Raw genomic sequence first — 24,183 nt, forward strand, 5'->3', positions numbered from 1 at the left:
TGGCGGATTTCAGCTGGCACATGCTGCAAGTGATGAAGGCATCAGAGCGGTCACACATATGGCCGGAAAAGACGGGAAGGGTTCGAAGGCGGCTGCCGGGTCGCCGGCGGAGTCCATCATCCCGCGCTGTGTCTATACATTCCCGGAAATCGCCAGTGTCGGCATGACAGAAGCCCAGGCAAAAGAAAAAGGATACCGCGTCAAGACGAAAAGGGTCGATATCGCAGCCAACGGCAAAGCCATCGCTGCAGGCGAAAAGAGCGGCTTCATGAAACTGATTGCCGAGGAAAAATACGGAGAAGTGCTCGGCGTCGTCATGGTCGGCGCCCATGTCACCGAAATGATTAGCCAGGCAACATCCTACATGCACCTCGAAGGAACCGTCGACGAAATCGACAGCATGGTATTCCCGCACCCTACCATTTCCGAATCTATGGGTGAAGCAGGAAGCGCGTGGCTTGAGAAAGGGATCCATTATAGCTGATATATTTGATGAGGAGGATTTTCGGCTGTGGCCGAAAATCTTTCTATTTAAACGTGGCCATAGCCGTTGTGCGGTGGTCATTTTTTTCCGGTGTGAGATTCGTGTAAGATTAGGGTTGAAACGGGCGAGAGCGGAGGTAAAACGTGCGGAAGCGGGGCTGGAACAAGCGGGAGCGGGTCCGAATCGTACGACAGCAGCCCGAAATCGAGCGACAGCAGCACCAAAACGTGCGACAAACTGATCAAACCGTGCGACAGCGTCACCAGAACGAGCGGCAAGCCGGTAACATTTTTATTTGATCAATCGGCGCCGCGCGCAAAACTAAAATTATTAGTCGTTACAACTGAATCGAGAAAAAGTTGACAAACTCACTATTGACAAAATGACATAACCCTTACACAATTAAATTGTATAGCTAAAATAAAAGTAGTTTCTCACAGGATCGTTGGGGGGTCCCTCATGAATGATTACATACTGATGCCCAGTCATATCAATAACATTCAAAGCATCTACAGTAACCATATAAAGGACATTTTTCAGTCTGCTGACGTTATAGATAACAGGCTTCCTCTGGATAAGATAAGACAGTTGTATGTAGAAGACAGGGACAAATTTATTAAAGTTATAGATGAGTTGACATTAAGGGGATTTCAGTTTTATACAGAAAAGCCGAATAACATTCTTCCTTCTTTTTCATGTGAAATGAAAAGGTTTATTAACGTTTCGTCAAATCAAGACTTTTATCAGAAGCTCAACTTTCAGCGTCTTGGACTGACGGGATTTATCAGCAGGTTCAAGGTTGATAATGACTTCTTTTTTCATAATATTCCGGTTGAATGCTTCAAGTATATCAATGCATCGATTAATGATAGCGAAATAATCGAGGAATTTCAGTTGGCTGGATTTAAGATTACCTCACCAGAATCAACTCAGTGTAAGCCTGAACCATTACAGTCTGAAAAAAATCAGCCAGAAGAACCATTCCGGTCACAGCCGTCCAATAGTATTACGAAGGAGGATCCCGTACCTTTTAAAGTGAAAACATATAACAGACAGTCCAGATCCGACTCACTTTTAATAGAGGATATTTTCCATGAGAATAAATATAACCTATTTCGCAGATTTTGCCATAAAAATCATATTGATTCAGCGGAAGAAATTACCGTCGACCTTTTGAATGCATTTAAAAATACGAAAGGTGTCGGCTTACGCAGGTATGAAATGGTGCTTGATCGGCTTGAATCATATGGGTTTGCGTATTTACGGAAAGAAGAAAACAACAACGATGAGGCGTTTGTCATTTCTTCGGAGAAAATCTTTGCTTCGTTCATGACCATCGAGGACTTCTTTTATGAAAATAAATTTAAGAAATTCATAACGTACTGTAATGATACAGGGTTAAAGAGAGTTAGTGAGATTAAGAACAAGCATATAAAAGAATTCTCTGACCTGCCAGGTGTAGGGAAGAAAAAAGTAGACGATATTACGGAGAAGCTGCAAGCCTTATCTGAAGAGCTGGATGCGGGTAATCAGCATGTGTTTTCTTCGGGAGATCTATACCCTTACTTAAAAGCTGCGAGCATTAGTCATCTGCTGGAAATGCTGGAAATTGAAGCTGACTTCAGATCGAACATGTTGGTCAGTGAATTGGAAGGCAAGGATCTTCGGGAAATTGAAGGATTAGGTAATCCAGCGCCGGTATATGAGCTTTCCTATGAACTTCAAAAACTGTCCAGTCCGGAAACTGTTTTGAAAGAGGCCAAGTCAAAGCTTACGGATCGGGACCAGGTTATTGTCAATATGCGTTTCCTTGAGGATAAAACCCTCGAAGAAACAGGTCGTGACTTAGATATTACCAGGGAAAGAGTACGTCAGCTCGAGAACAAACTGGTTGATAAACTGGCACAGTATCTTGATAATAATAGATTTCACTACATTCTATTAATTGTCTTTACTAATAAATTATTTATTACTTACGATGAACTGCTTTCGGTAATTGGAAAAGAGAACGCGGATATTTTGCAATTGCTGAAGCAGAAGGATACTTCCGTCTATTATGCCGAAGAACTGAATGCCTTTTTCCTTGAAAAAGAGAAAAGAACCAATTTTATTCATAGGCTTGAGGATATTATTGAAGAACTCCCGGAGACGTTTAACTTAAAGGATTATAAAAACTCATTGGATCACATTTTTGGAACTGACCACCATTTGAATTACAGGGACATTCTTGAGTTTTATGGGTATAACCAATATGGTACCCTGTTTTCTCTTAACAGGCTCAACATTATTAACGTCATCGAATACATTTTCCAATATTATATTCATGAGCCACTTACGCTGGATGAGCCTTCCGTAGATATTCTCAGAGAGCTTGCGGAAAAGCATTTTGATTACCAGTTGGGTGACTCTCTGCGGTCGATTCAGGGTCGGATACGGGATTCAGAAAATATTATTCTGGTCGATAAAAACACCTTCCAGTGGTTTGAACCGGACATGAACGATCAACACCTTATTGATGAAATCAGGAGCTATTTAACGAACGTATTTGAAAACAGAGAGGTCATAAACGTTAAGGAAATCTATCAGAACTTTGAGGCTAAACTAACCGAAAACAGGATTTTTAATAAATACCATCTCTATTCACTGATAAAATACTTTCTTGATGATGAGTTCATTATTGGAAAGGGAAACACGCTCAACATTTACCGTGAAAAGGATAATAAGCTCAGTGTAGAAGACCGTGTCATCAAGACTATAAAAAGCTTCGGAGGTACTTGTTCCAGGGATCAGCTTGAGGAAACCTTGAAGTGGCCAAGATATAAGATTGACCTCGCTATCTCTTCATCAAACCAGGTTGTCACCTGGGAACGAAACAGGGTGAAGCTGTTTGATTCCCTGTTAACAGAGGATGAAAAAGCAGAATTAATGAAGCTTGTTGAAAAGAGCATGAAGAATGGCTATACGACCTCCACGTTAATATTTGAGCAAATGATGTTTCATCCAAGGTTGGCACCACTGATTCAGAAGAAAGAAATCAATACGTCTACAAAGGTATCAGCAATCGTTAAAAATATTATGCCGTCTGTAAAAGGGCGCCAGAAATTCCTATATAAAGAAGGCAGCAGATTTACAAGCTTTGAAGAGGTTATTGTGGATCATTTCAGGGATGAAGTAAATCGCAGTGAGATGCAAGCCTTTATCTTAGAACACGGATATAAGGAATTAATGGCCTCCAATATTTTGGATAAAATTTTAAAACACGATTACTTTATGGAAATTGATCTGGGGGTTTACTACCCAACTGATAAATTCCATATATCAGAAGAAGCTGTTCAGGCCTTACAACAGTTTTTGAAGGAAAAAACAGGTCATCAGGAATTTATCTCGCTCAGCAATGTGGAAGGCTATCGCAGTTCGCTGCCTCCCATTGATTTTCGCTGGAATCCTTTCTTAATGAAAAGCATCCTAACCCATAACGGCTACCGTCAAATTGAGAAAAAATATAATGATTACCGGTACGATATGATTCTATTAGTCTCTGAATCAAGTACGATTAAAACCTTTGATGAACTGGTTTATACGCTTATAAAAAATCAATATAATGGCAACATGCATGAATCCGAAGTCTATGACTTTTTGGCTGATAAAGGGGTTTTAAGGAAGAAGAACAGTGAAAAAACACTTCCTTATGAAATCAGAAGTGAATCTGATTTGGTCTATGTCGATGAAATCGGAATCGTCCATGTAAGGTAGGTGAAGAGATGTCGTTAAAAGATCTAGACTTAAAATACAAATATCGATCCTCACAGGATGAAATTCACAGGGACTTTTACGAAAAATGTTTGCAGGAAGCAGTGAAATACGACCGGGCAGTAGGCTATTTCACCAGCAGCAGTTTAAGTATCCTGGCAGAGGGACTCGACGTTTTTATTGAAAAGGATGGAATCATTCGCATTATTGCCAATCCCCATTTAACCAGGGAGGACGTTGAGGCGATTGAATTCGGCTATAAAGCCAAGCACGATGTCATCATTGAGTCGATGCTGAGAGAATTGGAAATGAGCAGCCAGACGATTAAGGAGGACGCATTTAATACGCTGGCCTGGCTCATTTATAAAGATAAATTGGAAATCAAGATTGCTTTTACACAAAACAATAGCATCTATCATGAGAAATTTGGGATTTTCTATGATGAGCAGGGGAATCGTGTTGCTTTCTCCGGCTCCTCCAATGAAACGGCTGGGGGCATCCGCAATAACTTTGAAAAAATTGATGTCTTTTTCAAAGAAGAGGAGCTGGAACGCGTTAATGATATGGAACAGGATTTTGAAGATCTCTGGAGTGACTCCACACCAAGTCTTTCTGTAATTGAAATTCCTGATATTATTAAGGAAAAATTATCAAGTTATAGAAAAGGATCAAAACCAATGTCAAAAAATCCTAAACAAATAAAACCAAGACCCTACCAGGAAAAGGCCATCCAAGCAGTGGTGGACAACGACTGGCACGGTATACTGGAGATGGCGACAGGTACGGGAAAAACGATTACGAGTTTGCTGATTTCAAAGGAATTTGCGAAGGAACGAGGACGAATTTTCCTGGTCATTCTTGTTCCCTTTACCCATTTAGTGGATCAGTGGATTGAAAACTGTGAAATGATGGGGTTTGAACATTTTACGAAATGCTATGGCCCGAAAAAATCCTGGATGAATCAGTTGCAAACTTATGTCCGTGATTTTAACCTCGGTGTCGTCGATCAGCACGTAGCAATTACCACCTATCGTTCAGCAGCATCCAAGGAATTTAATGATTTAATCTCCAAAATCAGAGGGAACTCTTTTTTAATTGCCGATGAGTGCCATTACTTCGGAGTGAAAAGCATGAGGAAAAATAAGCTGGGAAATATGGATGCGAAAGTTGGTCTGTCTGCCACGCCACAGCGCTGGTGGGATGATTCCGGTTCAGCTTACATTGTATCCTTCTTTGGTCCGGTGGTGTACGAATATGATATGCGAACAGCGATTCAGAACAAAGCGCTGACCGAATACAGCTACCACCCGATTAAGGCCGAATTTAATGATGATGAATTGCATCGGTATGAACAGCTTACCAAAAGGCTCATTTATTTATACAGCGATGAAAAAGCTAACAGCGACGAAATCAGTGAAGTCAATCGAAAGAGAAGCATGATTATAAGTAAAGCCGAACACAAAAAAGAGCTGCTGTTCGAAATGCTTGCTGACAAGCAGCGGGAAAGTGTGTCCCATACGCTGGTATACTGTGCGCCCGGGGAAATAGAGGAGATCACGAAAAACCTTTCTGACCTGGGCTATCGTGTTCATCGGTTTGACTCTGAAGTTGACATGGATGAACGAATGAAAATCCTGGACGCCTTTGATAGAGGTACCATTCAAATTTTAGTGGCGATAAAATGTCTGGATGAAGGGGTTGATGTGCCAAGTACCAGGGAAGCTTTTTTTCTATCGAGTACATCGAACCCGAGAGAATTTGTACAGCGAAGAGGACGAATTCTCAGAAATCATCCCAATAAAAACATTGCCAGAATCTATGATTTTATCGTTCTGCCTAGTCTGGCATCGGATCAAATGTATAAAACGATCGCATCAAAGGAGCTTCCCCGTTTTTCCGAGTTTTCGAGATTTGCCATTAATAACTACAATGCGAGACAGGAGATCGGCCACTATCTGGAGCCCTATCACTTGGAGTATTTAATGGATAAATTACCGTGGGAAGTATATGAAGAATTTCAAAAAATGGAGGGTAACGATGAAAACAACGAAGGAATTAGACCAGAAAATCAATGAATTTCCAGAGCATCTTTCTCAATTGGCGAAGTTTCTTATGAAGGATATTGAAGGTGGCAATCTGTCCAATTCGCAGATTGAGGATCGCATTCGTCAGGAAATCAGAGAAACCGTGTTGGGGGAAATGAATAAATGAAACTGCAAAAAATCTATATGAAAAACTTCAGACAATTTTACGGTGAACAGGAAATTGAATTTTCCGCGGGAGATCAGAATGTCACGATTATCTTCGGGGAAAACGGAAAAGGGAAAACAGGTATTTTCCGTGCCCTCATGTTTGGTTTATATGGAAGTATTCATATTGAACAAGATAATCCGAATGAAGCATTACACTTAGTGAACTTCATCGCACTGGAAGAATCGAACAATATGCCAATTGAAGCAAAAGTAAGACTTCAATTTGAATCCAAAGGCAAAAACTATGAACTGCATCGCAGCATTATGGGTGTCATGGCTGGAAATGACATTAAGGAACGTATGGGGGATGTAGAGCTGTATATTACGGATGAGAATGGTAATTTCAGTCCTGATCCGATTACAGATGAATTCGAAATTCAGCGCCTGATTAATGACATCCTCCATGAAAGCATTAAAGACTTCTTCCTGTTTGATGCCGAGAAAATCGAAACCCTGGCGAAAACAGATAAAAACGTCAAAGAGGAAGTTAAAAATGGGATTGTGAAGCTCTTGCACATCGACAAGCTGGAATCGGCCATTAACCTGCTTACAAAGCTTCATGCCACAGAAAAACGCAGACTGCTGCAGGATTCTAAAAACTTGGATTTAAATCAGAAGCAAAACGAAATCGATAATCTAACAAACGAGATTTCCGATTTAGAAGAAAGAATATCCATGAAGGATGCAAACATTCAGGCCTGTACACAGGAAATCGCCGATGTTGAAGCCAAGCTATCGGAAAATGAAGATGTGAAGAAGATTCAGGAACGCTATCATGAAACACAGGAAAAGAAAACTTATGAGCTAAAATTGTTAAAAGCCAAAAAGGATGAAATGAAAAATACCTTAATCAGTAATGGACCCAACCTGATATTGAAGGATACCTATTATTCTGTGAAAAACTATCTGGACCAGGTGTTTGTGGATCAAAAGGATTTGATTCCGATTGAGGTCATAGAGAAGTCCTTAAATGAAATGGTCTGTGCCGCCTGTGGAACAGATCTGAGAGAGAATCCTGATCATTTGAAGAATGTGGAGTTTTTAAAGAATAATTTCAAGCGTTCAAACTTAACGCCATTGATTTCCTTAATCACATCAGTTATCCATGACTACCAAATCAGTGAAGAAGAGATTATTCATACGATTGACAGCAATCTAAAGGATTTCAGGAGCATTAAAGACAACATTGCAGCCATTGATCAGCAGCTGGATTCCTTCCAGATGGATATTGCCGACAAAGCACAGCAGCAGGAAAACCTAAGTCATCTGGAATCAACTTTAACACAGAAGAAGCAGGATCTGGAGAATTTTAAAGTTGATATAGCTAAGATGAAGGACCAGATTGCGGAAAAGGAAAAGGATAAAAATGCACTAGAGAAGGAATTTAATCGATTAATTCGTCAAAATGAAAGCCTGAAAGTAGATGCGAAAGTTCTTCAGTATATTGATGATTTAAAGAGCGAATTCCAGCGGGTCTTTTCTGAGTACAGTGACAATATGCGCCATAAATTAACCGAGGAAGCAACAGCCATTTTCAAAGTCCTCATTGATCGTAAAGATAAAGACCTGATCAGCAAAATTGATATTAATGAAAAATATGAAATTGAAATCATGGGCTGGGATCAGGTCAACATTACCCAGGATATTTCTCAGGGTCAGAGACAGGTGGTGGCTTTATCCTTTATCACTGCTTTGGCTAAGGTAGCTGCCGGGGATTATGCGGATATTTCCTTCCCATTATTTATGGACACGCCGTTTGGAAGAATCAGCGGAACCAACCGGGACCAGCTGATCGAAAACATACCACAGCTCTCTTCCCAGTGGATTCTATTGTTAACCGATACGGAGTTGTCAAAAACAGAGGAAATGCAGTTCAAAGCGACCGGCAAACTAGGCAAATGGTATAAATTGGACCAGATTAAAAAAGGACATTCTGAAATTGTCGAGCTAGACCTTCAGGAATCCTTAGCAACTAGGGGGTAAATCATGGACTTTTTAATGGAACAAATACTTTTTCACACGAGCGAAAAACACCAGGAAATCTATATCCATTTAAATAACAAATATGATATAAAGTATCAGGATTTGTTCAGTATCTGTGCAAGCATCGGGTTTAAACATAACCGGAAAGTACCGATAGAGACCCGTGGCAGAGAGTTCCGTTCCAATTACTTTAACTCGAGTCAACGAGCAACCGCTTATTCTATTATTCTCGCAGATCCCGAGCTTGGAAAAAATATTGAACAATTCGAGGATGTTGAGTTTAGAAGAAAGGCTAGAAGGTTGTTGGAAGAGTATGCGGAAGGCGGTATGGAGATACTGGTGGAAGAGGTTTTCGGCAACCGATGGGATGGCAACATATTAGATCCGAATTATATGGAATATGAAATTGATATTCTTGGGTATATTTATGCGGAGTCTAAGGCTGTGCCGTTTTGATTAGGATTATCTACCTTTCAAAATATGTCTGATCGTAAATGATAGCAGACTAAAAACGTAGCTCTTTTGAAACATGTTTCTTCCTGATACCCGGTTCTTAAAAATGGCCATCGCGGTTATGCGGTGGCCACTGATGTGAAGTGCAGTGTTCGAGCAGGAATGTTGCCAGAACGAGCGATGCCCCGATCAAAACGAGCGGGAGCAGCATCAAAACGAACGATATTCCGGTCAAACGAGCGAGAGCAGGCTCCGGTAAATTAAATCCTTTTTATGAGTTCTCCAATATTGTACACTTTCCCGGCTTGGCTATATGATTAATATAATAGAAGATGACGATCCACAGGCAGGAAATTGGTACATTTTTTGAATAAGTGAAAAGATTTCAGGTAAGAAATGAGATATGTTGCTTTTGGCACCATGGGAATGCAGCAGGGATTTGCGAATGAAGGAGTACAGACCAATGAAACGGTTATTTATATTGGTGGCTATTTTATTTATGGTATCGATAAGAACACCGGCTTCGGTGCAGGAAACATGGGATCCCGACCAGCTGGATCCGGATACCTTTGAAAAATGGACGACGACGGTACAGGAATGGATTGCAGATCAGGATGTAACCATCGGGAACTATAAGGGGGACATTACCCAGCTATTTCAATCAGGAGAAGAGACGCCAGACACGGATGCAGCGGCCCCTTCCACTTATGAAAAAGAAGTCGTGAAGCTTGTAAATGAAGAACGGGCAAAGCGAAACCTGGAGCCGCTGGAAATGGATCATCACTTAAGCAGTCTCGCCCGTAAGAAATCCCAGGATATGGCGGACAACAACTATTTTAGCCACACATCACCAACGTATGGCTCCCCATTTGAGATGATGGAGCAGTTCGATTTTAGTTTCCGCCTGGCCGGTGAAAATATTGCGGCAGGGCAACGCAGCCCTGAACAAGTGGTGGAAGGCTGGATGAACAGCGAGGGACATCGTGAAAACATTTTGCATGAAGGATTTACACACATCGGCGTTGGCTACGTAGAAGAGGCTGGGCTCCCATATGGAACTTACTGGACCCAATTGTTCATGACTCCAAGGTGATAGGCAGATTTTTGTTAAGCGCACTAAACCATACGCTGAGCGTCACAAGAGGGGTCTGTCCCCCGCTGCGTTAAATCGTTAAAGAGTAGTGCGGGACTTCTCACTTTCTTCAGTTTCTACATATGCACAGTATTTTTCTCTTTGTGGTTCTTGAAAGTAGGATAATACGCGTTTAGTTTCGAATAACGTGTTATCTTTGTCCTTGTCCTTATACCCGGGATAGCTGCTCCAGACATAGTTTTCCGGTTTGCGTACCATTTCTGCTTTAACCGGGTTTAAGTGAATATATTTACACGCTTGAAGAAAGTAATCGATGGTATCAATTAATTTAGCATGGTAACGATCTTGGAAAACATGGCCGATCAATTTGTAGCGCTTATTAAAATATATGGCGTACCGGGAATGGATGTATTTGATGATGTTCCCCGGCGGTTCCTTTTTTGTTTCAAGAAGCAGGTGGATGTGGTTCGGCATTAGGGTATATGCGTGAACGAGAAAAGAGATGTCTTTCTTGCAGGAAGCGATAAGATCCATATAGTGCTGGTAATCATCTGAATCATAAAATATGCTTTCACGTCGATTTCCGCGGGCGGTAATATGGTAGGTAGCTCCTGGAAACCATATTCGAGGTTTTCGGGACATTAATGATTCTCCTCTCTTAGTAATAACCTGATACTAACCTGACTTAGATGTTCGAAGCAAATATACGAAATTCAACATTGACAACGCCAGACCCACTCAAAATTCAATTATGCCCTTATGAAAATTGAAAAACTGTATTGGGGGGGTCTGTCCCTCATCACATTAACGTGTTAGAGTGATGGGGGACAGACCCCGCAATCCTATTCCTCCACCTGTTTTTTAAATTCCTGAAAAACGTGACTAACTTCAGGGCCAATAACAATCTGCACGTGCTCATTATCAACTTTCACGACACCGTGTGCACCGGTTTGTTTGATTTTTTCCTCATCCACGAGAGATGCATCCTTGACAACTAAGCGCAGACGGGTCATACAATTTTCATAGTCTACCAGATTGTCTTTGCCACCGACATTCTGCAGGACTTTTTTCGCCATGTATTCGTATTTGCCATGGCTCAGCTCCAGGTCTTTTTCCTGTTCTTCCCGTTCTTCACTGAATTCTTTATCGTCTTCCCGGCCGACGACTTTAATGTTTCGTTTCACGATGAGCGTATAGAATGTGAAGTAATAAAGGACGCCGAATGCCAGTCCAACCGGGATGATCATCCACCCGCTGTCGGCAATGCCGAGGTTCAATGCGTAATCAATCGCACTGCCACCCCAGGAGAACCCATGCCGTACGTTCAGTAAATATAGTGTTGCTCCAGCGAGTCCTGTATAAACGGAATGGATAAAATACAGTAATGGTGATGTGAACAGGAATGTGAATTCAATCGGTTCGGTCAGACCTGCCACGACAGACGTCAAGCTTCCTGAACTCATCAAGGCTTTTGTTTCTTCTTTTTTCTTCTTATGCGCAGCTCTGGCAATGGCCAGCGCAATGGCTGGAATACCAAATATCATGACGACGAAAAAGCCGCCTAAAAAGTATCCTGCAGTTGGATCACCGTTCAGGAAACGTGTGATTTCACCTGTAACCACTTCACCACTGGCAGTTTCATAGCTTCCAAGGCCGAAGTAAATATACGTATTCAACACGTGATGTAAACCAAACGGAAGCAGGAAGCGGTTTAGAAAGCCAAAAATGAAAATGCCTGCTGCCCCTAATCCGACTAATCCCTGTGCGAGGGAATCAATGGCTGCTTGCGCATATGGCCACAATAATACCGAAATACCTGTAACAGGAATCATGGTGACGATAATCATGGTAATCGGAAATTTCTCTCCCCCAAAAAAGGAGAAGATATTTGGCAGTCGCGTATCTTTAAATTGGTTATAAATAAATGCTGCAATCAGTCCGGATAACACACCTCCGAAAACACTCATGTCCAAATCCGGGTTCATAATGGCCAAGCCTTCATTCAGGATCGCAATGGCCAAATACCCGGTTAAGGCAGGAATACCTCTGTCCTTGGTTTTCGCAAGTCCCATCGCGATACCAATCGCGATCAGGATATCCATGTTGTTGAAAATGGCTCCTGCTGCCTGTACTATTTGCCAGTCAAGCAGGTCTTCCGCACTGATACGGAACAAAATACCGGCAGCGGGAAGTGCCACAATCGGAATGAGCATGGATTTCCCCAAGTTTTGCATGAAACGTTTCATGGTTTATTCACCTCTCCTTAAATCGGTGTACGTGATTAATTGAAAATGCTCCTTATCCCCAAGTTTTTTTTTCGTTTTTGGATGTGTAATGGCAGCCAGCTCCTCTAAGCGCGGTGTGGCGTATGAGGAGTTTTCCATAATGGATTTATCCAGATATGCCGGGTGGCACATGATTTCTACCGTTTCGGCATCTTTGTAATGATTGAGAATCGTTTGTGTATCCGCTAACAAAATTTCTGGATTATATTCAAATTGATCGGTTGTAACCAGCTTGGTTCCGGCTAATTCCTGATCGAAATTACTCCGGACCGGCAGCTTATATTCGTTTGCCAATCGGATAAAAACAGGCAGTATCTGTTCCCGATTATTGATGTGATGGTGACTGTCTAAATGGGTAGGCGTCAGACCGGAATCGAGGAAAGCCTCAATTTGGGCTTTCCATTCACGGTATAGCTCATCCTGATCAACATGGAATTTAGCGGCATAGTGATGCAGCTTTTTAAAATTTCCATCAGCATCGACGAGGGTCTGATGGCTGTCAAGCAATGGTCTGCCACATGTCAGGGTTAGATGTACACCTATCCCCAGGCTTTTGTGCTGCCTTCCTAGTTCATAGGCGTGTTCTGCTCCGGGCATATTGGTCAGGCATGTCGTAGAAGTCAATACACCCTCAGTATGAGCATCGATAATGCCGTAGTTGACTGCTCTTGAATAGCCGAAATCATCGGCGTTGATGATGAGTTTTAACATGGTTACCCCTCTTTCCAGTTATGTTATTTAAACTCCGGCCAGTACACTTTGTTGGCTTCAATCAAATCATCAAGGATAGCTTTTGCTGTCGGTGCATGCACAACCGTCCTGTTCAGTGTGAGTGCCTGCAGCAATTTGTTGTAGCTTTTCTCGTAGTATGCCTCAACAATCAGTTTTTCGCTGGCATGCTGATTTTCAATGAGCCCTTTATAAAAGGTAGGAATGTCACCTATTGAAAAAGCTTTTGGTCCATGATTCGTCAGAACAGCAGGCACTTCAACTAAAGCGTCTTCGGGCAAGTTGGAAATGATGCCATTATTTTCGGTAATGACGATGTACGTTTCCTTTAAGTTAAATAGGAGGGAGGCGGCAGCACGGATCATATAAACACCGTGAATGTCAGCCTCAATATTGATATCATTTGTCGTCTGCTGTGCAATAATATGGTCGCACAGTTCGTGAACACGTTTTTCCCTTCCGTTGATCACCTGTCTTGCCCGTGTATTATCAGGTGATTCTTTTTGTGCCAAGTCATCCGGATACAGGTAGTACTGCAGATACGTATTTGGCAAAAATTCCGGGAAGTCGATCAGCATTTGTCTGGCTTTCCTGAAAGTCTGTATCCATGATTGATCATTGGCAATTTCTTTGTCCGTCGGGATGAAGTCGCCGCCCGTGATTTTATCTTTAAGTTTCTGAGTCAGGTCATTGCCTTCTTTATCAAGGATTTTGCTGAACCAGCCAAAATGATTCAAACCGAAATATTCCGGTACAAGTTCCCATACATCTTTCTCTAGAAGGTCTGCATAACTTTTCATGATGGCAATCGGCATATCGCAAATGTTCAGAATCCGGTTGTCATCAGGGAATTCCTTTTTGAGCGCCAGCCCTACAATGGCTGCAGGATTTGTATAATTCAGTATCCAGGCATCTTTTGAATATTGACGGATGTCACGAACCAGTTCAGTCATGTCCTTAATAGAACGCAGGCCGTATGCCATCCCGCCTGCACCGCTTGTTTCCTGGCCAACGACGCCGTGCTTGATAGGTATCTGCTCATCAAGCTCACGCATGGTGAGTCCGCCGGTTCTGATTTGAATAAATGCAACATCGATGTTGCTGAACGCTGTTGATTTGTCTGTTGTATAGGTAAAATTCTCAAGTTCAGGATAGTGCTCCTGAAGCATGATTGCTGCTGCTTTCGCTATTTTTTCCTGCCTTGCTTCATCGATATCATAAAATGTGATCGATTTAAGTGGAAAATTTGCTTTTTCTTCAATCAGGCTCATGACGATGCCAAGTGTGTATGTGCTGCCACCGCCGACGATGACCAAGTTTTTTCTGTCCATATAAATGAAACCCCTTTCCTGTTATTATTAATATGATTTTAACTCAATTTTATGCAAATATCAATACAAATTTAATACAAGTGATAAAAGGGTATAACAAGTTGTTGGAATATGGTACACTCTAAGTAGTAATTTGAGAGGTTGATAAGGAAAATGTGGAATAATTCGTTGCCATTATACAAACAAATTGCAAACAACATTAAGACAGATATTGCAGATGCAAAATTATCAAACGGGGATGCGATTCCCTCTGAAACAAAGCTTGCCCAAACGTATGGTGTGAGCAGGGTTACGGTGAGAGAGGCCATCAAACAGCTTGTCGAGGAGGGTGTTTTATACCGGATTCAGGGAAGTGGAACCTATATCAGTCATGAGAAAATCGAACACGATATTCTGAAATTACAGGGGTTCACTGAGGAAATGAGCAGTCTGGACAATAACCCATCCAATGAAATACTGGCGTTTCAGCTGATGTCCCCGCCTGAAGATGCACGTGAATGGTTAAAAATAGGGGGGGACGAAAAAGTTTATTACGTTAAACGACTGCGGCTTGCAGATTTTGAACCGCTTATTTTGGAAGAGTCCTATTTACCGGTTGATCTGTTTCCGGATTTATCGATTGAAGTGATGAAACGGTCGAAATATGAATATATCGGCAGTAAGGGCTATAACATTGATACCCGTTACGGAGAGCTTATTCCGAAGATGCCAACGGAAGAAATGATGAAACACCTGAATATAGAAGCCAGCGACCCATTGTTGTATATGCAGGCTTTCTCGACATTTAAAGATGGAACTGTTTTTGAGTACTCAAAAATATACTTCCACCCTCATAAATATTCGTTTAAAGTTGTGTCGTCGAGGTAGTGGGATAAGGGGTCTGTCCCTTGTCGCATTAACGTGTTAGAGTAGTGCGGAACAGACCCCCGATGGAGAACCGCTTGTTAATCCAGTGAAAAGCTTAGGCTGGGCAGGCGCACACCTCCAATGGAAGTATGGGAGACCCTCTGTCCCGATTTTATGATAGAATATAGAATAATAGTAGAACAGTAGAAATGAGGAGAACAGATGACGCAAAAATTAATTTTCTTTGATATAGATGGAACTTTGCTTGATGATGAAAAGCGGCTGCCGGAGTCGACCAGACAGGCGATAGCCGATTTACAGCAGGCCGGACATTTTGTGGCGATTGCGACAGGCAGGGCGCCGTTTGCGTTCAAGTCGTTACTGAACGAGTTGGATATTGGCACGTATGTCAGCACCAATGGGCAGTATGTTGTGCATAACGGCGAGGCAATTTATAAAAACCCGATTAAGCCGGACGATCTTGAGGCGCTGGAACGTTATGCGTCAGAACGCAAACACCCGCTGGTCCACCTTAGTCATGATGACTGGTACAGCAATACGCGGCATCATCCGCAGATTAAAGCAGCAGTTGAATCGCTGAAAATTGAACGGGAGATCACGTATCATCCGGGATTCTACGAAACTGGTGACGTATATCAGACGCTGTTATTCTGCACGGGCGATGGGGAGTCTGAATACGTTCAGGCATTTACGAATCTTGATTTCATCCGCTGGCATGATTATTCCGTCGATGTCATGCCAGCCGGCGGTTCCAAAGCGGCAGGTATCAGCCAGCTGATCCGGCATTTACAGATTCCCGCTCGTGATATCTATGCTTTTGGCGACGGGATGAATGATATTGAAATGCTTCAAACTGTGCAAAACAGTGTCGCGATGGGGAATGCGCCTGATGTCGTGAAAAATGCAGCGCGTGCTGTGACGAAAGATGTGAATGCGGATGGGATCCGGCATGGGCTGAAGATGGTGGGATTGCTGTAATGGGGCTTTTCGGCGTATGCCGAAAAGGCACAATCACATTTACTACCATTCTCCGGCAGCTCATTCGCGATGACGGCAAGATTGAATCAGGCTTCGAATAACCGATTCCCCAAGTTAAAAACCAAAAAATCCATCTGAAAAATTGGCTTACCCAGTTTGAAAATCATACGAGAGCGTCATTAGAATGATCGACGAGCCGGTTAAAACGAGCGAGATTGTCTTCAGACCGGCCGACAAGCTGGTCAAAACGGGCGAGAGCGCCTTCAGACCGATCGACGAGCAGCTCAAAGCCAGCGAGAAGCACACCATAACGAGCGACGCATGAGTCAAAACGAGCGGGAGCCACACTATAACGATCGACGAGCAGTTCAAAACAAGGAGGAGTGTCAACGGAACGAACGAGAGCGGTTCACCAGATCGAACCGCTACATCTCGTCGTCCTTCTATTATTTACTTTCGTCGTCCTCTCGATAAACAAAAAAATCAAAATCGGCATGAAGGTTTTTACCCGAAGTATCCTGACATTGCATGCCTACAAACGCACCTGTAAAGAAGCCGCCGCCATCCACATAATCATCAGACAGTTTATACGAATATAACGTTACCGGAACTTCAGTCCACTGCTTTCCATCAAATGAATACGAATAATGATAAGTGCTTGTCTTAACGTCAACTCTTAAGTAAACATACTCAACGTCATCAGGGACGTCAATTTTATCCTGAAGCGGTTGATCAAATGCAAAATTATCACATGTTGTTAAATCCAGAATTCTTCCTTTTTCTTCATCCCATGTCACCTGGAGAGCTGTCCAGTTACGCGTGTTATAGTAATTGACTAGTCCGGCAGCTTGCTGAAAAGATTCAGGGTGAAAGGAAACCTTTGTCTCGGCAGTAAAATTAAAGTGCTGCCAGCGCCGGGCGACATAAGCCTGTGTAAACTTTGACGTCAACGATTCACGGCCATAAAGCCGCAAATGGCCAGGATTGTCATTCAATGATGCAATATCTTCACCCAACGGAATCCGCAATGACTGGAAATGATGATTCAATTTCTTGGCATTGAAATCGTCTTTTTCATCAAAGTCCTTTTCCCATTTGACTTCATCGATTTTGGGTCCTTCTATTTCCATGGAAGGCTGATTTCCACCAACAACATATGGCCAGTCACCTTCCCATTCCAATCGCTGGATGGCCGTTTCTCTCCCTAATGGGCAATAGCCTCTCGTTTGATCCAACAATGGCTGATCGCCTTTAGGCAGTGGGCGTCCCGTCAAATGCACCAGGAACCATTCGTCGGTGTGTGTGTTGACAATGGAGGCATGCCCGGCTTTCTGAAGCGGATTTCGTGGATATGGCCATGATGTAATCAACGGGTTTTCCGGGTGAACGTCGTATGGCCCCCATAAATCCCTCGAGCGTGCAATCGTCACTTGGTGCTCATATTTTGTCCCGCCCTCAGCTGTCAAAAGATAATAATAGTTGTTGAACTTGTATAAGTGCGGGGCCTCGGTCAATTTGATATCGGTCCCTTTAAAGATGACTTTCTCCGGACCAATGAGTTTTTGTTTTGCATGACTATATTCCTGCAGCACAATCCCATAAAAATCATGTCGCCCTATACGGTTATCCCAAAGCATGTTCACCAAATATTTCCGGCCGTCATCATTGTGGAATAAAGAAGGATCGAACCCGGAGCTGTTCAAATAAACAGGGTCTGACCATTCCCCGTCAATCGTATCACTTGTCACAAGGTAATTATGACAATCCTTCCAGGCACCATCGACCACTTTAACATCGGTATAAGTCAGCCAGAACTTTCCGTCAGAATAGGAAAGCGCAGGCGCCCAGACACCGCCGGAATCGGGATTGCCTTTCATATTAAGCTGGTTCAACCGGTTCAACGGTCTTGAAACCAGCCGCCAATGTTTTAAATCCTTAGAATGATAGATGCCCACGCCGGGAAACCACTCAAATGTTGAGACAGCAATATAATAGTCTTCCCCGGCACGGCAGATGCTTGGATCGGGATTAAATCCTGTCAAAATCGGGTTTTGAATTATCCCCATATGATCACCTCTTTATAAAATTTAGTTAAGCATTATAAAACTTAAAAAAATGTTCAATTGAAAATGCGGCCACACCTAAAGCTGTCGAGTGAGCTGATAATTCGGAAAAGTTGATTTGCAACTGTCTTTGCTGAAACCAAAGCGCATGATGATTGACTTTTTCAAGTAATGGCTGTTCGATCCACTTTTTGGCAGCTGCCATACGGTTGCCTATAATGACATATTGGGGATTAAAGGAATTGATAATATTAATGATACCGATTCCTAAATAATCACCAATGGCTTTAAAACGTTTAATGGCTTCCTGATCGCCTTCTTCTGCCAGATTCATCATCTTTTCCAAAATATTATCCTCATTTTTAATGCCAAAATGAGCCGTGTTATTGATTAATGCTTGTTCAGATGCGTAAAGTTCCCAGCATCCATTATTGCCGCATCTGCACCTGGCTCCGTTAGCTTCAATGGTCATATGGCCCATTTCGCCTGAAAACCCATTATTTCCCTGATACAACTTCCCGTTCAGTATAAGGCCGACACCAATTCCAACGCCTACACTGACATAGATAATATCGTCAGCATCAGTGCCAAACTTTTTTTCGCCATAGGCTCCAGCGTTTGCTTCGTTTTCAATGATGACGGGACAGTCATACGTTTCTTCCACAATTGTCTTTAAATCAATATTCTGCCAGCCAAGGTTAGGGGCCAGCAGCACTTTTCCGTTCTTATCAGTTGCACCAGGGACACCAATGCCAACGCCGACAATACCATATCTGCTTGAAGGGGCAGAGGCGATCAGGAAATCAACTATTTTAAATAATGTCGCTTTGATGCCGTCAAAACTCAGCTCGTTAAATGTCAGAGACTTTTTCTGACAAACGTTTCCTTTCAGATCGGTCAGAATACCGAATATGTAATTAACCCCAATATCAATACCGATTGAATAGCCTGCCACCTCATTAAACAGCAGTATGACCGGTTTTCTGCCTCCGCTCGATTTGCCGGGTCCCTTTTCATAAATCAGCTCCTCATCCAGTAATTCATTCACCTGTGAAGATACGGTTCCTTTGTTTAATCCTGTTTTCTCAGCAATGTTTGCCCGCGAAATAGGCGAATGATTCATAATCGTTTCCAGTACAAGCGATTTGTTACCACTTTTAATGGTGTTCTGATTCCAAGTTTTGTTTTGCAGCATATTACGTCATCACTTTCTTCTTTTTATTCTATTATAGCATGAAAAACTTTGTTTATCCACTGGACAAACAAAGTTTATTTTGCTAAAATTTAAAATAAGCATTCGATTTGAATGTCATCAATTAAAAATTGGGGGTAACAAAAGGTGAAAAAGAAAGCGATTACAATAATGTTGTTTATGTCGACTTTGGCTTTTTTGATGGCGGGCTGCAGTGGTGCAGAGGACAGCAACGCCAATTCTGAAGAAGGTAAAACCGTAAAGTTTATGCACTTATGGCCTGAAGGTAGTTCAGCGGAACATAATCGAATTGTGGACGAGATAATTGAAAAATATGAAAGCGAAAATGAAGGCGTTACCATCGAGCTTGAAGTTTTAAGTAACGAGCAGTATAAGGACAAAATCAAAGTTTTATCCACATCTGATGAATTACCTGATGTTGGTATGACGTGGGCTGCAGGCTATTTGGAGCCATATGTGGAAGGCGATAAGTTCGCTTCCTTTAATGATGTTTTAGAAAGTGATGGATTACAGGATTCTTTTGTATCCGGAACGACTGAAGCATTTTCAGTGGATGGCACAACATATGGTCTTCCGCTCGAACTGAACATTGCAACCGTATTTTATAACAAATCTATATTTGAAGAGCATGGGCTTGAAGCACCTGAAACACTTGAAGAGTTTCATCATGTTGTACAGACATTGGACGAAAATGGTGTGGAACCCATTGCTTTAGGCAACAGTGATCGCTGGACCGGCTCACTATGGTATATGTATTTTGCAGATCGCATTGGCGGATCGGATGTTTTGACCAGTGCCATTAATCGGGAAGGCAGCTTTGAAGATCCAGCTTTAGTCCAGGCAGCGGAAGAAGTCCAGAACTTAGTCGGTATGAATGCTTTTAATGAAGGATTTAATGGGCTTTCCGACCAGGAAGCAAAAAGTATGTTTATGAATGAGCAGACGGCTATGTATTTGATTGCAACGTGGGACTTGCCAAACTATACAACAAACGAGGAAGTGCCACAGGAATTCAGAGACTCAGTAGGATACTTTGATTTCCCGACGGTTGATGGAAACGGTGATAAAAACAGTTATGTAGGCGGACCGGGTGTTGGCTTGTTTGTCGCTGAAAACTCAGAAGTCAAAGAAGAAGCAAAAGACTTTGCATCTTTCTTTGTACAGCAATGGGGAGAAAAATCTGTTTCAGAAGCGGGTGTGATTCCGGCTACAAAAGTGGATGCTGATTCGCTGGATCTGCCGCAGATGTATGTGGATGTATTGGATGATCTGAATAACGCAAGCAATATAACACTGTTTGCAGATGTGCAAATGAGTCCTGATACGGCTGAAGTCCACTTAAACCAGATTCAGGCATTGTTTGGCGGGGAAGTCACGCCGGGGGATTTTGCAAAGGCACACGAGAAAGCACTTTCGGAAGAAGAATAGCAGTGAATAAATTCATCTTAAGAAGCTCAAACAATTAAAGAAAAGGGCATTCCGGAATAATGTGTGCCCTTTTCTGATTAAAAAAAAGCATCAGGGCTTTCGCCAGTCTTAACTGGCGAGGAGCCAAGCTTTCCAATAGATTTGGGGTTGTATGCAATGAATAAAGTTATGTCCAATAAATGGATCATCGCTTTGTACGTTCTGCCGGCCTTATTGCTGATTGGTGTATTAATCTTCATTCCTTTAATCCTGACAGGTTATTATGGCCTGATGGATTGGGATGGCATCGGAAAAATGGAATTTATTGGGCTGGACAATTACATCACGGCGATACAAGACTTGAAATTTTGGGATAGCGCATTTCATTCTTTTTTACTGGCAATATTCTCAACGTTAAGTCTAGTAGTCTATCTTGCTATCTCGATGATCCTTGCCTCGAAAATAAAGGGAGCAGATTTGTTAAGAAAAATTTATCTCATCCCGATGCTTTTATCCTCAGTGGCAATCGCTCAGCTGTGGATTAAGGTATTTAATCCGGCTAATGGGATTCTGAACCGGATTTTAATGTCAATTGGATTTGAAAATCCGCCAGCATGGCTTGCGGATACGGATATTGTCCTGTATGCGATTTTTATTCCAATTTTATGGCAGTATGCAGGTTTTTATATATTAATCTATTATGCTGCGCTGAAAAATATCCCTGAGACGATCATTGAAGCGGCACGGATAGATGGGGCATCCCCACTGCAGATCGCGTACAGAATTAAGTTGCCGTTAATTAAGGGCGTCGTTAAAGTTACGATTGTACTGGCGATTGTCGGATCATTAAAATATTTTGATCTGATTTATGTGATGACAGGTGGCGGGCCGAATGGAGCCAGTGAGGTCATGGCTTCCTATATGTATAAGCTGGCATTCAGCACGAATGAATTCGGTTATGGAAGTGCCATTGGGTTTCTACTGCTTGTTATTACATTGATTGTGACAGTGATTGTCCGGAAATTAACAGCTGATCAAGACGAAATCCAATATTAGAGAGGAGGTCCTGCCATGAACCGCATTGGATATGTGTTTCTGTACATATGCTTAGGGATAGTAGCTGTATTTCAAATTTTCCCGATCATTTGGCTGTTTCTCTTTTCATTAAAAAGCAACAGCGAGATTTTTGCAGGATCACCGTTTGCTTTGCCAAAGGAGTGGCTCTGGGAAAATTACTTGAAAGTATGGGAAGGCGGTATTGGCCTGTATTTCTGGAACAGCGTCTGGATCACGGCGGTCGCGATTATACTCACTGCTTTATTGGCGAGCATGGCAACATTTGCGATAACCCGAATGCAATGGAAGTTGAACAAACTGGTGCTCGGGTTGTTCATGGTCGGTCTGATGATTCCGATTCATTCAGCGATCATTCCATTGTTCAGCATGTTTTTGAGTGTGAACCTGATTGATAATCCATGGTCGATTGTGATTACATATACAGCCTATAACCTGCCGATAACGATGATGATTTTGCTTGGCTTTTATTATACATTGCCACGTGAAATAGAAGAGGCGGCAATCATTGATGGCTGTTCCGTTCATCGCATGTTTTTCCGGATTATCCTGCCGATGACGGCGCCGGTTTTGTCGACGATCATCATTATTAACATGATCTACAACTGGAATGAGTTTGTCTTTGTTAATACATTTATCAGTTCAGATGAATACAAAACATTGACGGTTGGTATACAAAACTTCATCGGCCAGTATATGACTGACTGGGGCGCTATCGGGGCAACATTGATCATCAGCTTGCTGCCCATTTTAGTTGCCTTTGTCTTCTTCAGTAATAAAGTGGTCGAAGGTATTTCGTCAAGCGCTGTGAAAGGCTGATAGCTTTTATGATACAGATTCCTTTTTACGTTCCACGCGGTTAAAGGCATGCAGACTCAGCCACATCGTGATAAAGGCATAGGTGCTGCCGCCAAATATGAAGGCCAGTGCAGGGAGCGTTCTCATCACGAAAAAGAGTGCTGTCAGACAGATGATCATCAAAAATGTATGAACAGGACTTACGAGCATAATCAGCAATGTGTTTTTCATAACACCGGGGATTTTCAGATCGTAGTGGACGAACACCGGAAATAAATAAAACAGACATAACAGAATCAAAAGCATAAAAGCGAACAATGGGATGTAAGTCCATGACAGATAATCGGTCATATCGGTCTGTATATAAAAAATGTTGATACCGATCAGCAGCATGACCGCTATAACCGGAATTCCGATAAGATTTGCTTTTATAAAATCCGTTTTAAAATATTGCCAGTAGGCCGGAAAAATACGTATGTCTGTTTTGCCGCGCAGCCAGTCGCGGATAATGGCGAACATAGCCACAGTTGACGGGAAGAACCCCAGGATAACGAGTCCGATAAGGGTAAAGCCGACCCATAATAACTGGATATAAGCAAAACGCATAATCCATTCCATGATTCTGTAAAGTGTACTGGCGAACATATTCATCAGGATGCCCTCCATCTTAGTTTCAAAAACTATTATACAGTATGATGGGGTGTATGCCATAAAATTGCAAATTAATAGAAAGAAAAACTTGAGGAGGAATGAATCATGACTTATTTCAACAACATTAGCAACATCAACTATGAAGGATCAAATTCCACGAACCCTTACGCTTTTAAGTTTTACAATCCGGAAGAAATGGTCGGCGGCAAAACGATGGAGGACCAGCTGCGTTTCTCTGTTGCGTACTGGCACACCTTTACCGAAGATTTGTCAGATCCATTTGGTGCCGGCACTGCTATCCGTCCGTGGGATAAATACGATGGGATGGACCGGGCAAAAGCACGTGTTGATGCAGCATTTGAGCTGTTTGAAAAGTTGAATGTGCCCTTTTTTGCTTTCCATGATGTTGACATCGCCCCGGAAGGCAGTAATTTACGGGAATCCAATCAAAATATCGATACAATCGTTGCCATGATGAAAGATTATATGAAAGACAGCAAAACGAAACTGCTTTGGAACACGGTGAATAACTTTACCCATCCGCGGTTTGTGCATGGAGCTGGTTCATCCAATAATGCCGACGTCTTCGCTTATGCTGCCGCAAAAGTGAAAAAAGGTCTGGAAGTCGGAAAAGAACTGGGAGCTGAAAACTATGTGTTCTGGGGCGGCCGTGAAGGGTATGAGACGTTGCTCAACACCGACATGAAACGTGAACTGGATCATTTGGGGCGGTTCTTTCATATGGCCGTGGACTATGCAAAAGAAATCGGCT

Annotated in this window: 20 protein-coding genes and 2 pseudogenes; 15 read left to right on the forward strand and 7 right to left on the reverse strand. The window is 42.4% G+C overall.

From position 1 onward, the window contains the following. The 8 genes and pseudogenes from VK080_RS05585 to VK080_RS05620 all read left to right on the forward strand — a co-directional run. A pseudogene (locus VK080_RS05585) lies at positions 1 to 484 on the forward strand (dihydrolipoyl dehydrogenase); the annotation flags it as partial. Next, positions 459 to 725, forward strand: a complete 267-nt coding sequence (locus VK080_RS05590) for a hypothetical protein (protein WP_324223782.1) — start codon at positions 459 to 461, stop codon at positions 723 to 725. The pseudogene VK080_RS05585 and the gene VK080_RS05590, both read left to right, overlap by 26 nt. Before the next feature lie 218 nt (positions 726 to 943). Continuing rightward, a complete protein-coding gene (locus VK080_RS05595) occupies positions 944 to 4,237 on the forward strand; it encodes a sigma factor-like helix-turn-helix DNA-binding protein (protein ID WP_324223783.1) in 3,294 nt (1,097 codons plus the stop codon). 8 nt (positions 4,238 to 4,245) lie between these two features. Next, positions 4,246 to 6,309 (forward strand): DEAD/DEAH box helicase family protein, encoded by a 2,064-nt coding sequence (locus VK080_RS05600; RefSeq protein WP_324223784.1) that lies wholly within the window; start codon positions 4,246 to 4,248, stop codon positions 6,307 to 6,309. After that, positions 6,272 to 6,445 carry a hypothetical protein gene (locus tag VK080_RS05605; RefSeq protein ID WP_324223785.1) on the forward strand — a complete coding sequence of 58 codons (174 nt, stop codon included), beginning with the start codon at positions 6,272 to 6,274 and terminating at the stop codon, positions 6,443 to 6,445. Before VK080_RS05600 ends, VK080_RS05605 begins: the two co-directional genes overlap by 38 nt. After that, positions 6,442 to 8,469, forward strand: a complete 2,028-nt coding sequence (locus tag VK080_RS05610; protein ID WP_324223786.1) for an AAA family ATPase — start codon at positions 6,442 to 6,444, stop codon at positions 8,467 to 8,469. Before VK080_RS05605 ends, VK080_RS05610 begins: the two co-directional genes overlap by 4 nt. Positions 8,470 to 8,472: 3 nt before the next feature. Next, positions 8,473 to 8,925 (forward strand): hypothetical protein, encoded by a 453-nt coding sequence (locus VK080_RS05615; protein WP_324223787.1) that lies wholly within the window; start codon positions 8,473 to 8,475, stop codon positions 8,923 to 8,925. Between the two features lie 460 nt (positions 8,926 to 9,385). Next, the gene (locus tag VK080_RS05620; RefSeq protein WP_324223788.1) at positions 9,386 to 10,015 is read left to right on the forward strand and encodes a CAP domain-containing protein; all 630 of its coding nucleotides are present in this window, start codon (positions 9,386 to 9,388) and stop codon (positions 10,013 to 10,015) included. A 78-nt stretch (positions 10,016 to 10,093) separates the two neighbouring features. On the opposite strand, the gene VK080_RS05625 is transcribed toward VK080_RS05620, so the two are convergent. From VK080_RS05625 to VK080_RS05640, 4 genes are all read right to left on the reverse strand, one after another. Beyond that, positions 10,094 to 10,657 (reverse strand): REP-associated tyrosine transposase, encoded by a 564-nt coding sequence (locus VK080_RS05625; protein ID WP_324223789.1) that lies wholly within the window; start codon positions 10,655 to 10,657, stop codon positions 10,094 to 10,096. A 200-nt stretch (positions 10,658 to 10,857) separates the two neighbouring features. Then, complete coding sequence (locus VK080_RS05630; protein WP_324223790.1) at positions 10,858 to 12,261, reverse strand: PTS transporter subunit EIIC; 1,404 nt, start codon at positions 12,259 to 12,261, stop codon at positions 10,858 to 10,860. A 3-nt stretch (positions 12,262 to 12,264) separates the two neighbouring features. Continuing rightward, positions 12,265 to 13,011 carry a chitin disaccharide deacetylase gene (chbG, locus tag VK080_RS05635; RefSeq protein WP_324223791.1) on the reverse strand — a complete coding sequence of 249 codons (747 nt, stop codon included), beginning with the start codon at positions 13,009 to 13,011 and terminating at the stop codon, positions 12,265 to 12,267. Between the two features lie 23 nt (positions 13,012 to 13,034). Beyond that, on the reverse strand, positions 13,035 to 14,360 hold the full coding sequence (locus VK080_RS05640) for a 6-phospho-alpha-glucosidase (protein WP_324223792.1): 1,326 nt from the start codon (positions 14,358 to 14,360) through the stop codon (positions 13,035 to 13,037). Positions 14,361 to 14,513: 153 nt separating this feature from the next. Here VK080_RS05640 and VK080_RS05645 point away from each other — a divergent pair, with 153 nt between their 5' ends. From VK080_RS05645 to VK080_RS05655, 3 genes are all read left to right on the forward strand, one after another. Further along, a complete protein-coding gene (locus tag VK080_RS05645) occupies positions 14,514 to 15,227 on the forward strand; it encodes a GntR family transcriptional regulator (protein WP_324223793.1) in 714 nt (237 codons plus the stop codon). 201 nt (positions 15,228 to 15,428) lie between these two features. After that, entirely contained in the window at positions 15,429 to 16,205 is a 777-nt protein-coding gene (locus VK080_RS05650) for a Cof-type HAD-IIB family hydrolase (protein ID WP_324223794.1), read from the forward strand. A 184-nt stretch (positions 16,206 to 16,389) separates the two neighbouring features. Beyond that, complete coding sequence (locus VK080_RS05655; protein WP_324223795.1) at positions 16,390 to 16,530, forward strand: hypothetical protein; 141 nt, start codon at positions 16,390 to 16,392, stop codon at positions 16,528 to 16,530. Between the two features lie 121 nt (positions 16,531 to 16,651). Here VK080_RS05655 and VK080_RS05660 read toward each other — a convergent pair whose 3' ends face one another. Both VK080_RS05660 and VK080_RS05665 read right to left on the reverse strand, forming a co-directional pair. After that, positions 16,652 to 18,271: a glycoside hydrolase family 43 protein gene (locus VK080_RS05660; RefSeq protein WP_324223796.1), complete on the reverse strand. Its 1,620-nt coding sequence runs from the start codon at positions 18,269 to 18,271 to the stop codon at positions 16,652 to 16,654. Positions 18,272 to 18,296: 25 nt separating this feature from the next. Then, on the reverse strand, positions 18,297 to 19,463 hold the full coding sequence (locus tag VK080_RS05665) for an ROK family transcriptional regulator (RefSeq protein ID WP_324223797.1): 1,167 nt from the start codon (positions 19,461 to 19,463) through the stop codon (positions 18,297 to 18,299). Positions 19,464 to 19,631: 168 nt separating this feature from the next. On the opposite strand from VK080_RS05665, the gene VK080_RS05670 reads away from it, so the two are divergent. The 3 genes from VK080_RS05670 (at position 19,632) to VK080_RS05680 (ending at position 22,781) form a co-directional block, all read left to right on the forward strand. Next, positions 19,632 to 20,909, forward strand: coding sequence for an extracellular solute-binding protein (locus VK080_RS05670; protein ID WP_324223801.1), 1,278 nt, complete (start codon positions 19,632 to 19,634; stop codon positions 20,907 to 20,909). A gap of 156 nt (positions 20,910 to 21,065) precedes the next feature. After that, positions 21,066 to 21,944 carry a sugar ABC transporter permease gene (locus VK080_RS05675; RefSeq protein WP_324223798.1) on the forward strand — a complete coding sequence of 293 codons (879 nt, stop codon included), beginning with the start codon at positions 21,066 to 21,068 and terminating at the stop codon, positions 21,942 to 21,944. A 15-nt stretch (positions 21,945 to 21,959) separates the two neighbouring features. Next, on the forward strand, positions 21,960 to 22,781 hold the full coding sequence (locus VK080_RS05680) for a carbohydrate ABC transporter permease (RefSeq protein ID WP_324223799.1): 822 nt from the start codon (positions 21,960 to 21,962) through the stop codon (positions 22,779 to 22,781). 6 nt (positions 22,782 to 22,787) lie between these two features. Here VK080_RS05680 and VK080_RS05685 read toward each other — a convergent pair whose 3' ends face one another. Next, on the reverse strand, positions 22,788 to 23,411 hold the full coding sequence (locus tag VK080_RS05685) for a YesL family protein (protein ID WP_324223800.1): 624 nt from the start codon (positions 23,409 to 23,411) through the stop codon (positions 22,788 to 22,790). A gap of 105 nt (positions 23,412 to 23,516) precedes the next feature. Between VK080_RS05685 and VK080_RS05690 the strand changes: the two are divergent. After that, positions 23,517 to 24,183, forward strand: a pseudogene (locus tag VK080_RS05690) (xylose isomerase); the annotation flags it as partial.

Source organism: Lentibacillus sp., assembly GCF_035301925.1.
GTDB lineage: Bacteria > Bacillota > Bacilli > Bacillales > Amphibacillaceae > Lentibacillus.

Coding starts and splice junctions, on each gene's coding strand:
- VK080_RS05595 (WP_324223783.1), top strand. CDS start 944: ATGAATGATTACATACTGATGCCCAGTCATATCAATAACATTCAAAGC.
- VK080_RS05600 (WP_324223784.1), top strand. CDS start 4,246: ATGTCGTTAAAAGATCTAGACTTAAAATACAAATATCGATCCTCACAG.
- VK080_RS05605 (WP_324223785.1), top strand. CDS start 6,272: ATGAAAACAACGAAGGAATTAGACCAGAAAATCAATGAATTTCCAGAG.
- VK080_RS05610 (WP_324223786.1), top strand. CDS start 6,442: ATGAAACTGCAAAAAATCTATATGAAAAACTTCAGACAATTTTACGGT.
- VK080_RS05615 (WP_324223787.1), top strand. CDS start 8,473: ATGGACTTTTTAATGGAACAAATACTTTTTCACACGAGCGAAAAACAC.
- VK080_RS05620 (WP_324223788.1), top strand. CDS start 9,386: ATGAAACGGTTATTTATATTGGTGGCTATTTTATTTATGGTATCGATA.
- VK080_RS05625 (WP_324223789.1), bottom strand. CDS start 10,657: ATGTCCCGAAAACCTCGAATATGGTTTCCAGGAGCTACCTACCATATT.
- VK080_RS05630 (WP_324223790.1), bottom strand. CDS start 12,261: ATGAAACGTTTCATGCAAAACTTGGGGAAATCCATGCTCATTCCGATT.
- chbG (WP_324223791.1), bottom strand. CDS start 13,011: ATGTTAAAACTCATCATCAACGCCGATGATTTCGGCTATTCAAGAGCA.
- VK080_RS05640 (WP_324223792.1), bottom strand. CDS start 14,360: ATGGACAGAAAAAACTTGGTCATCGTCGGCGGTGGCAGCACATACACA.
- VK080_RS05645 (WP_324223793.1), top strand. CDS start 14,514: ATGTGGAATAATTCGTTGCCATTATACAAACAAATTGCAAACAACATT.
- VK080_RS05650 (WP_324223794.1), top strand. CDS start 15,429: ATGACGCAAAAATTAATTTTCTTTGATATAGATGGAACTTTGCTTGAT.
- VK080_RS05655 (WP_324223795.1), top strand. CDS start 16,390: ATGATCGACGAGCCGGTTAAAACGAGCGAGATTGTCTTCAGACCGGCC.
- VK080_RS05660 (WP_324223796.1), bottom strand. CDS start 18,271: ATGGGGATAATTCAAAACCCGATTTTGACAGGATTTAATCCCGATCCA.
- VK080_RS05665 (WP_324223797.1), bottom strand. CDS start 19,463: ATGCTGCAAAACAAAACTTGGAATCAGAACACCATTAAAAGTGGTAAC.
- VK080_RS05670 (WP_324223801.1), top strand. CDS start 19,632: ATGTTGTTTATGTCGACTTTGGCTTTTTTGATGGCGGGCTGCAGTGGT.
- VK080_RS05675 (WP_324223798.1), top strand. CDS start 21,066: ATGAATAAAGTTATGTCCAATAAATGGATCATCGCTTTGTACGTTCTG.
- VK080_RS05680 (WP_324223799.1), top strand. CDS start 21,960: ATGAACCGCATTGGATATGTGTTTCTGTACATATGCTTAGGGATAGTA.
- VK080_RS05685 (WP_324223800.1), bottom strand. CDS start 23,411: ATGAATATGTTCGCCAGTACACTTTACAGAATCATGGAATGGATTATG.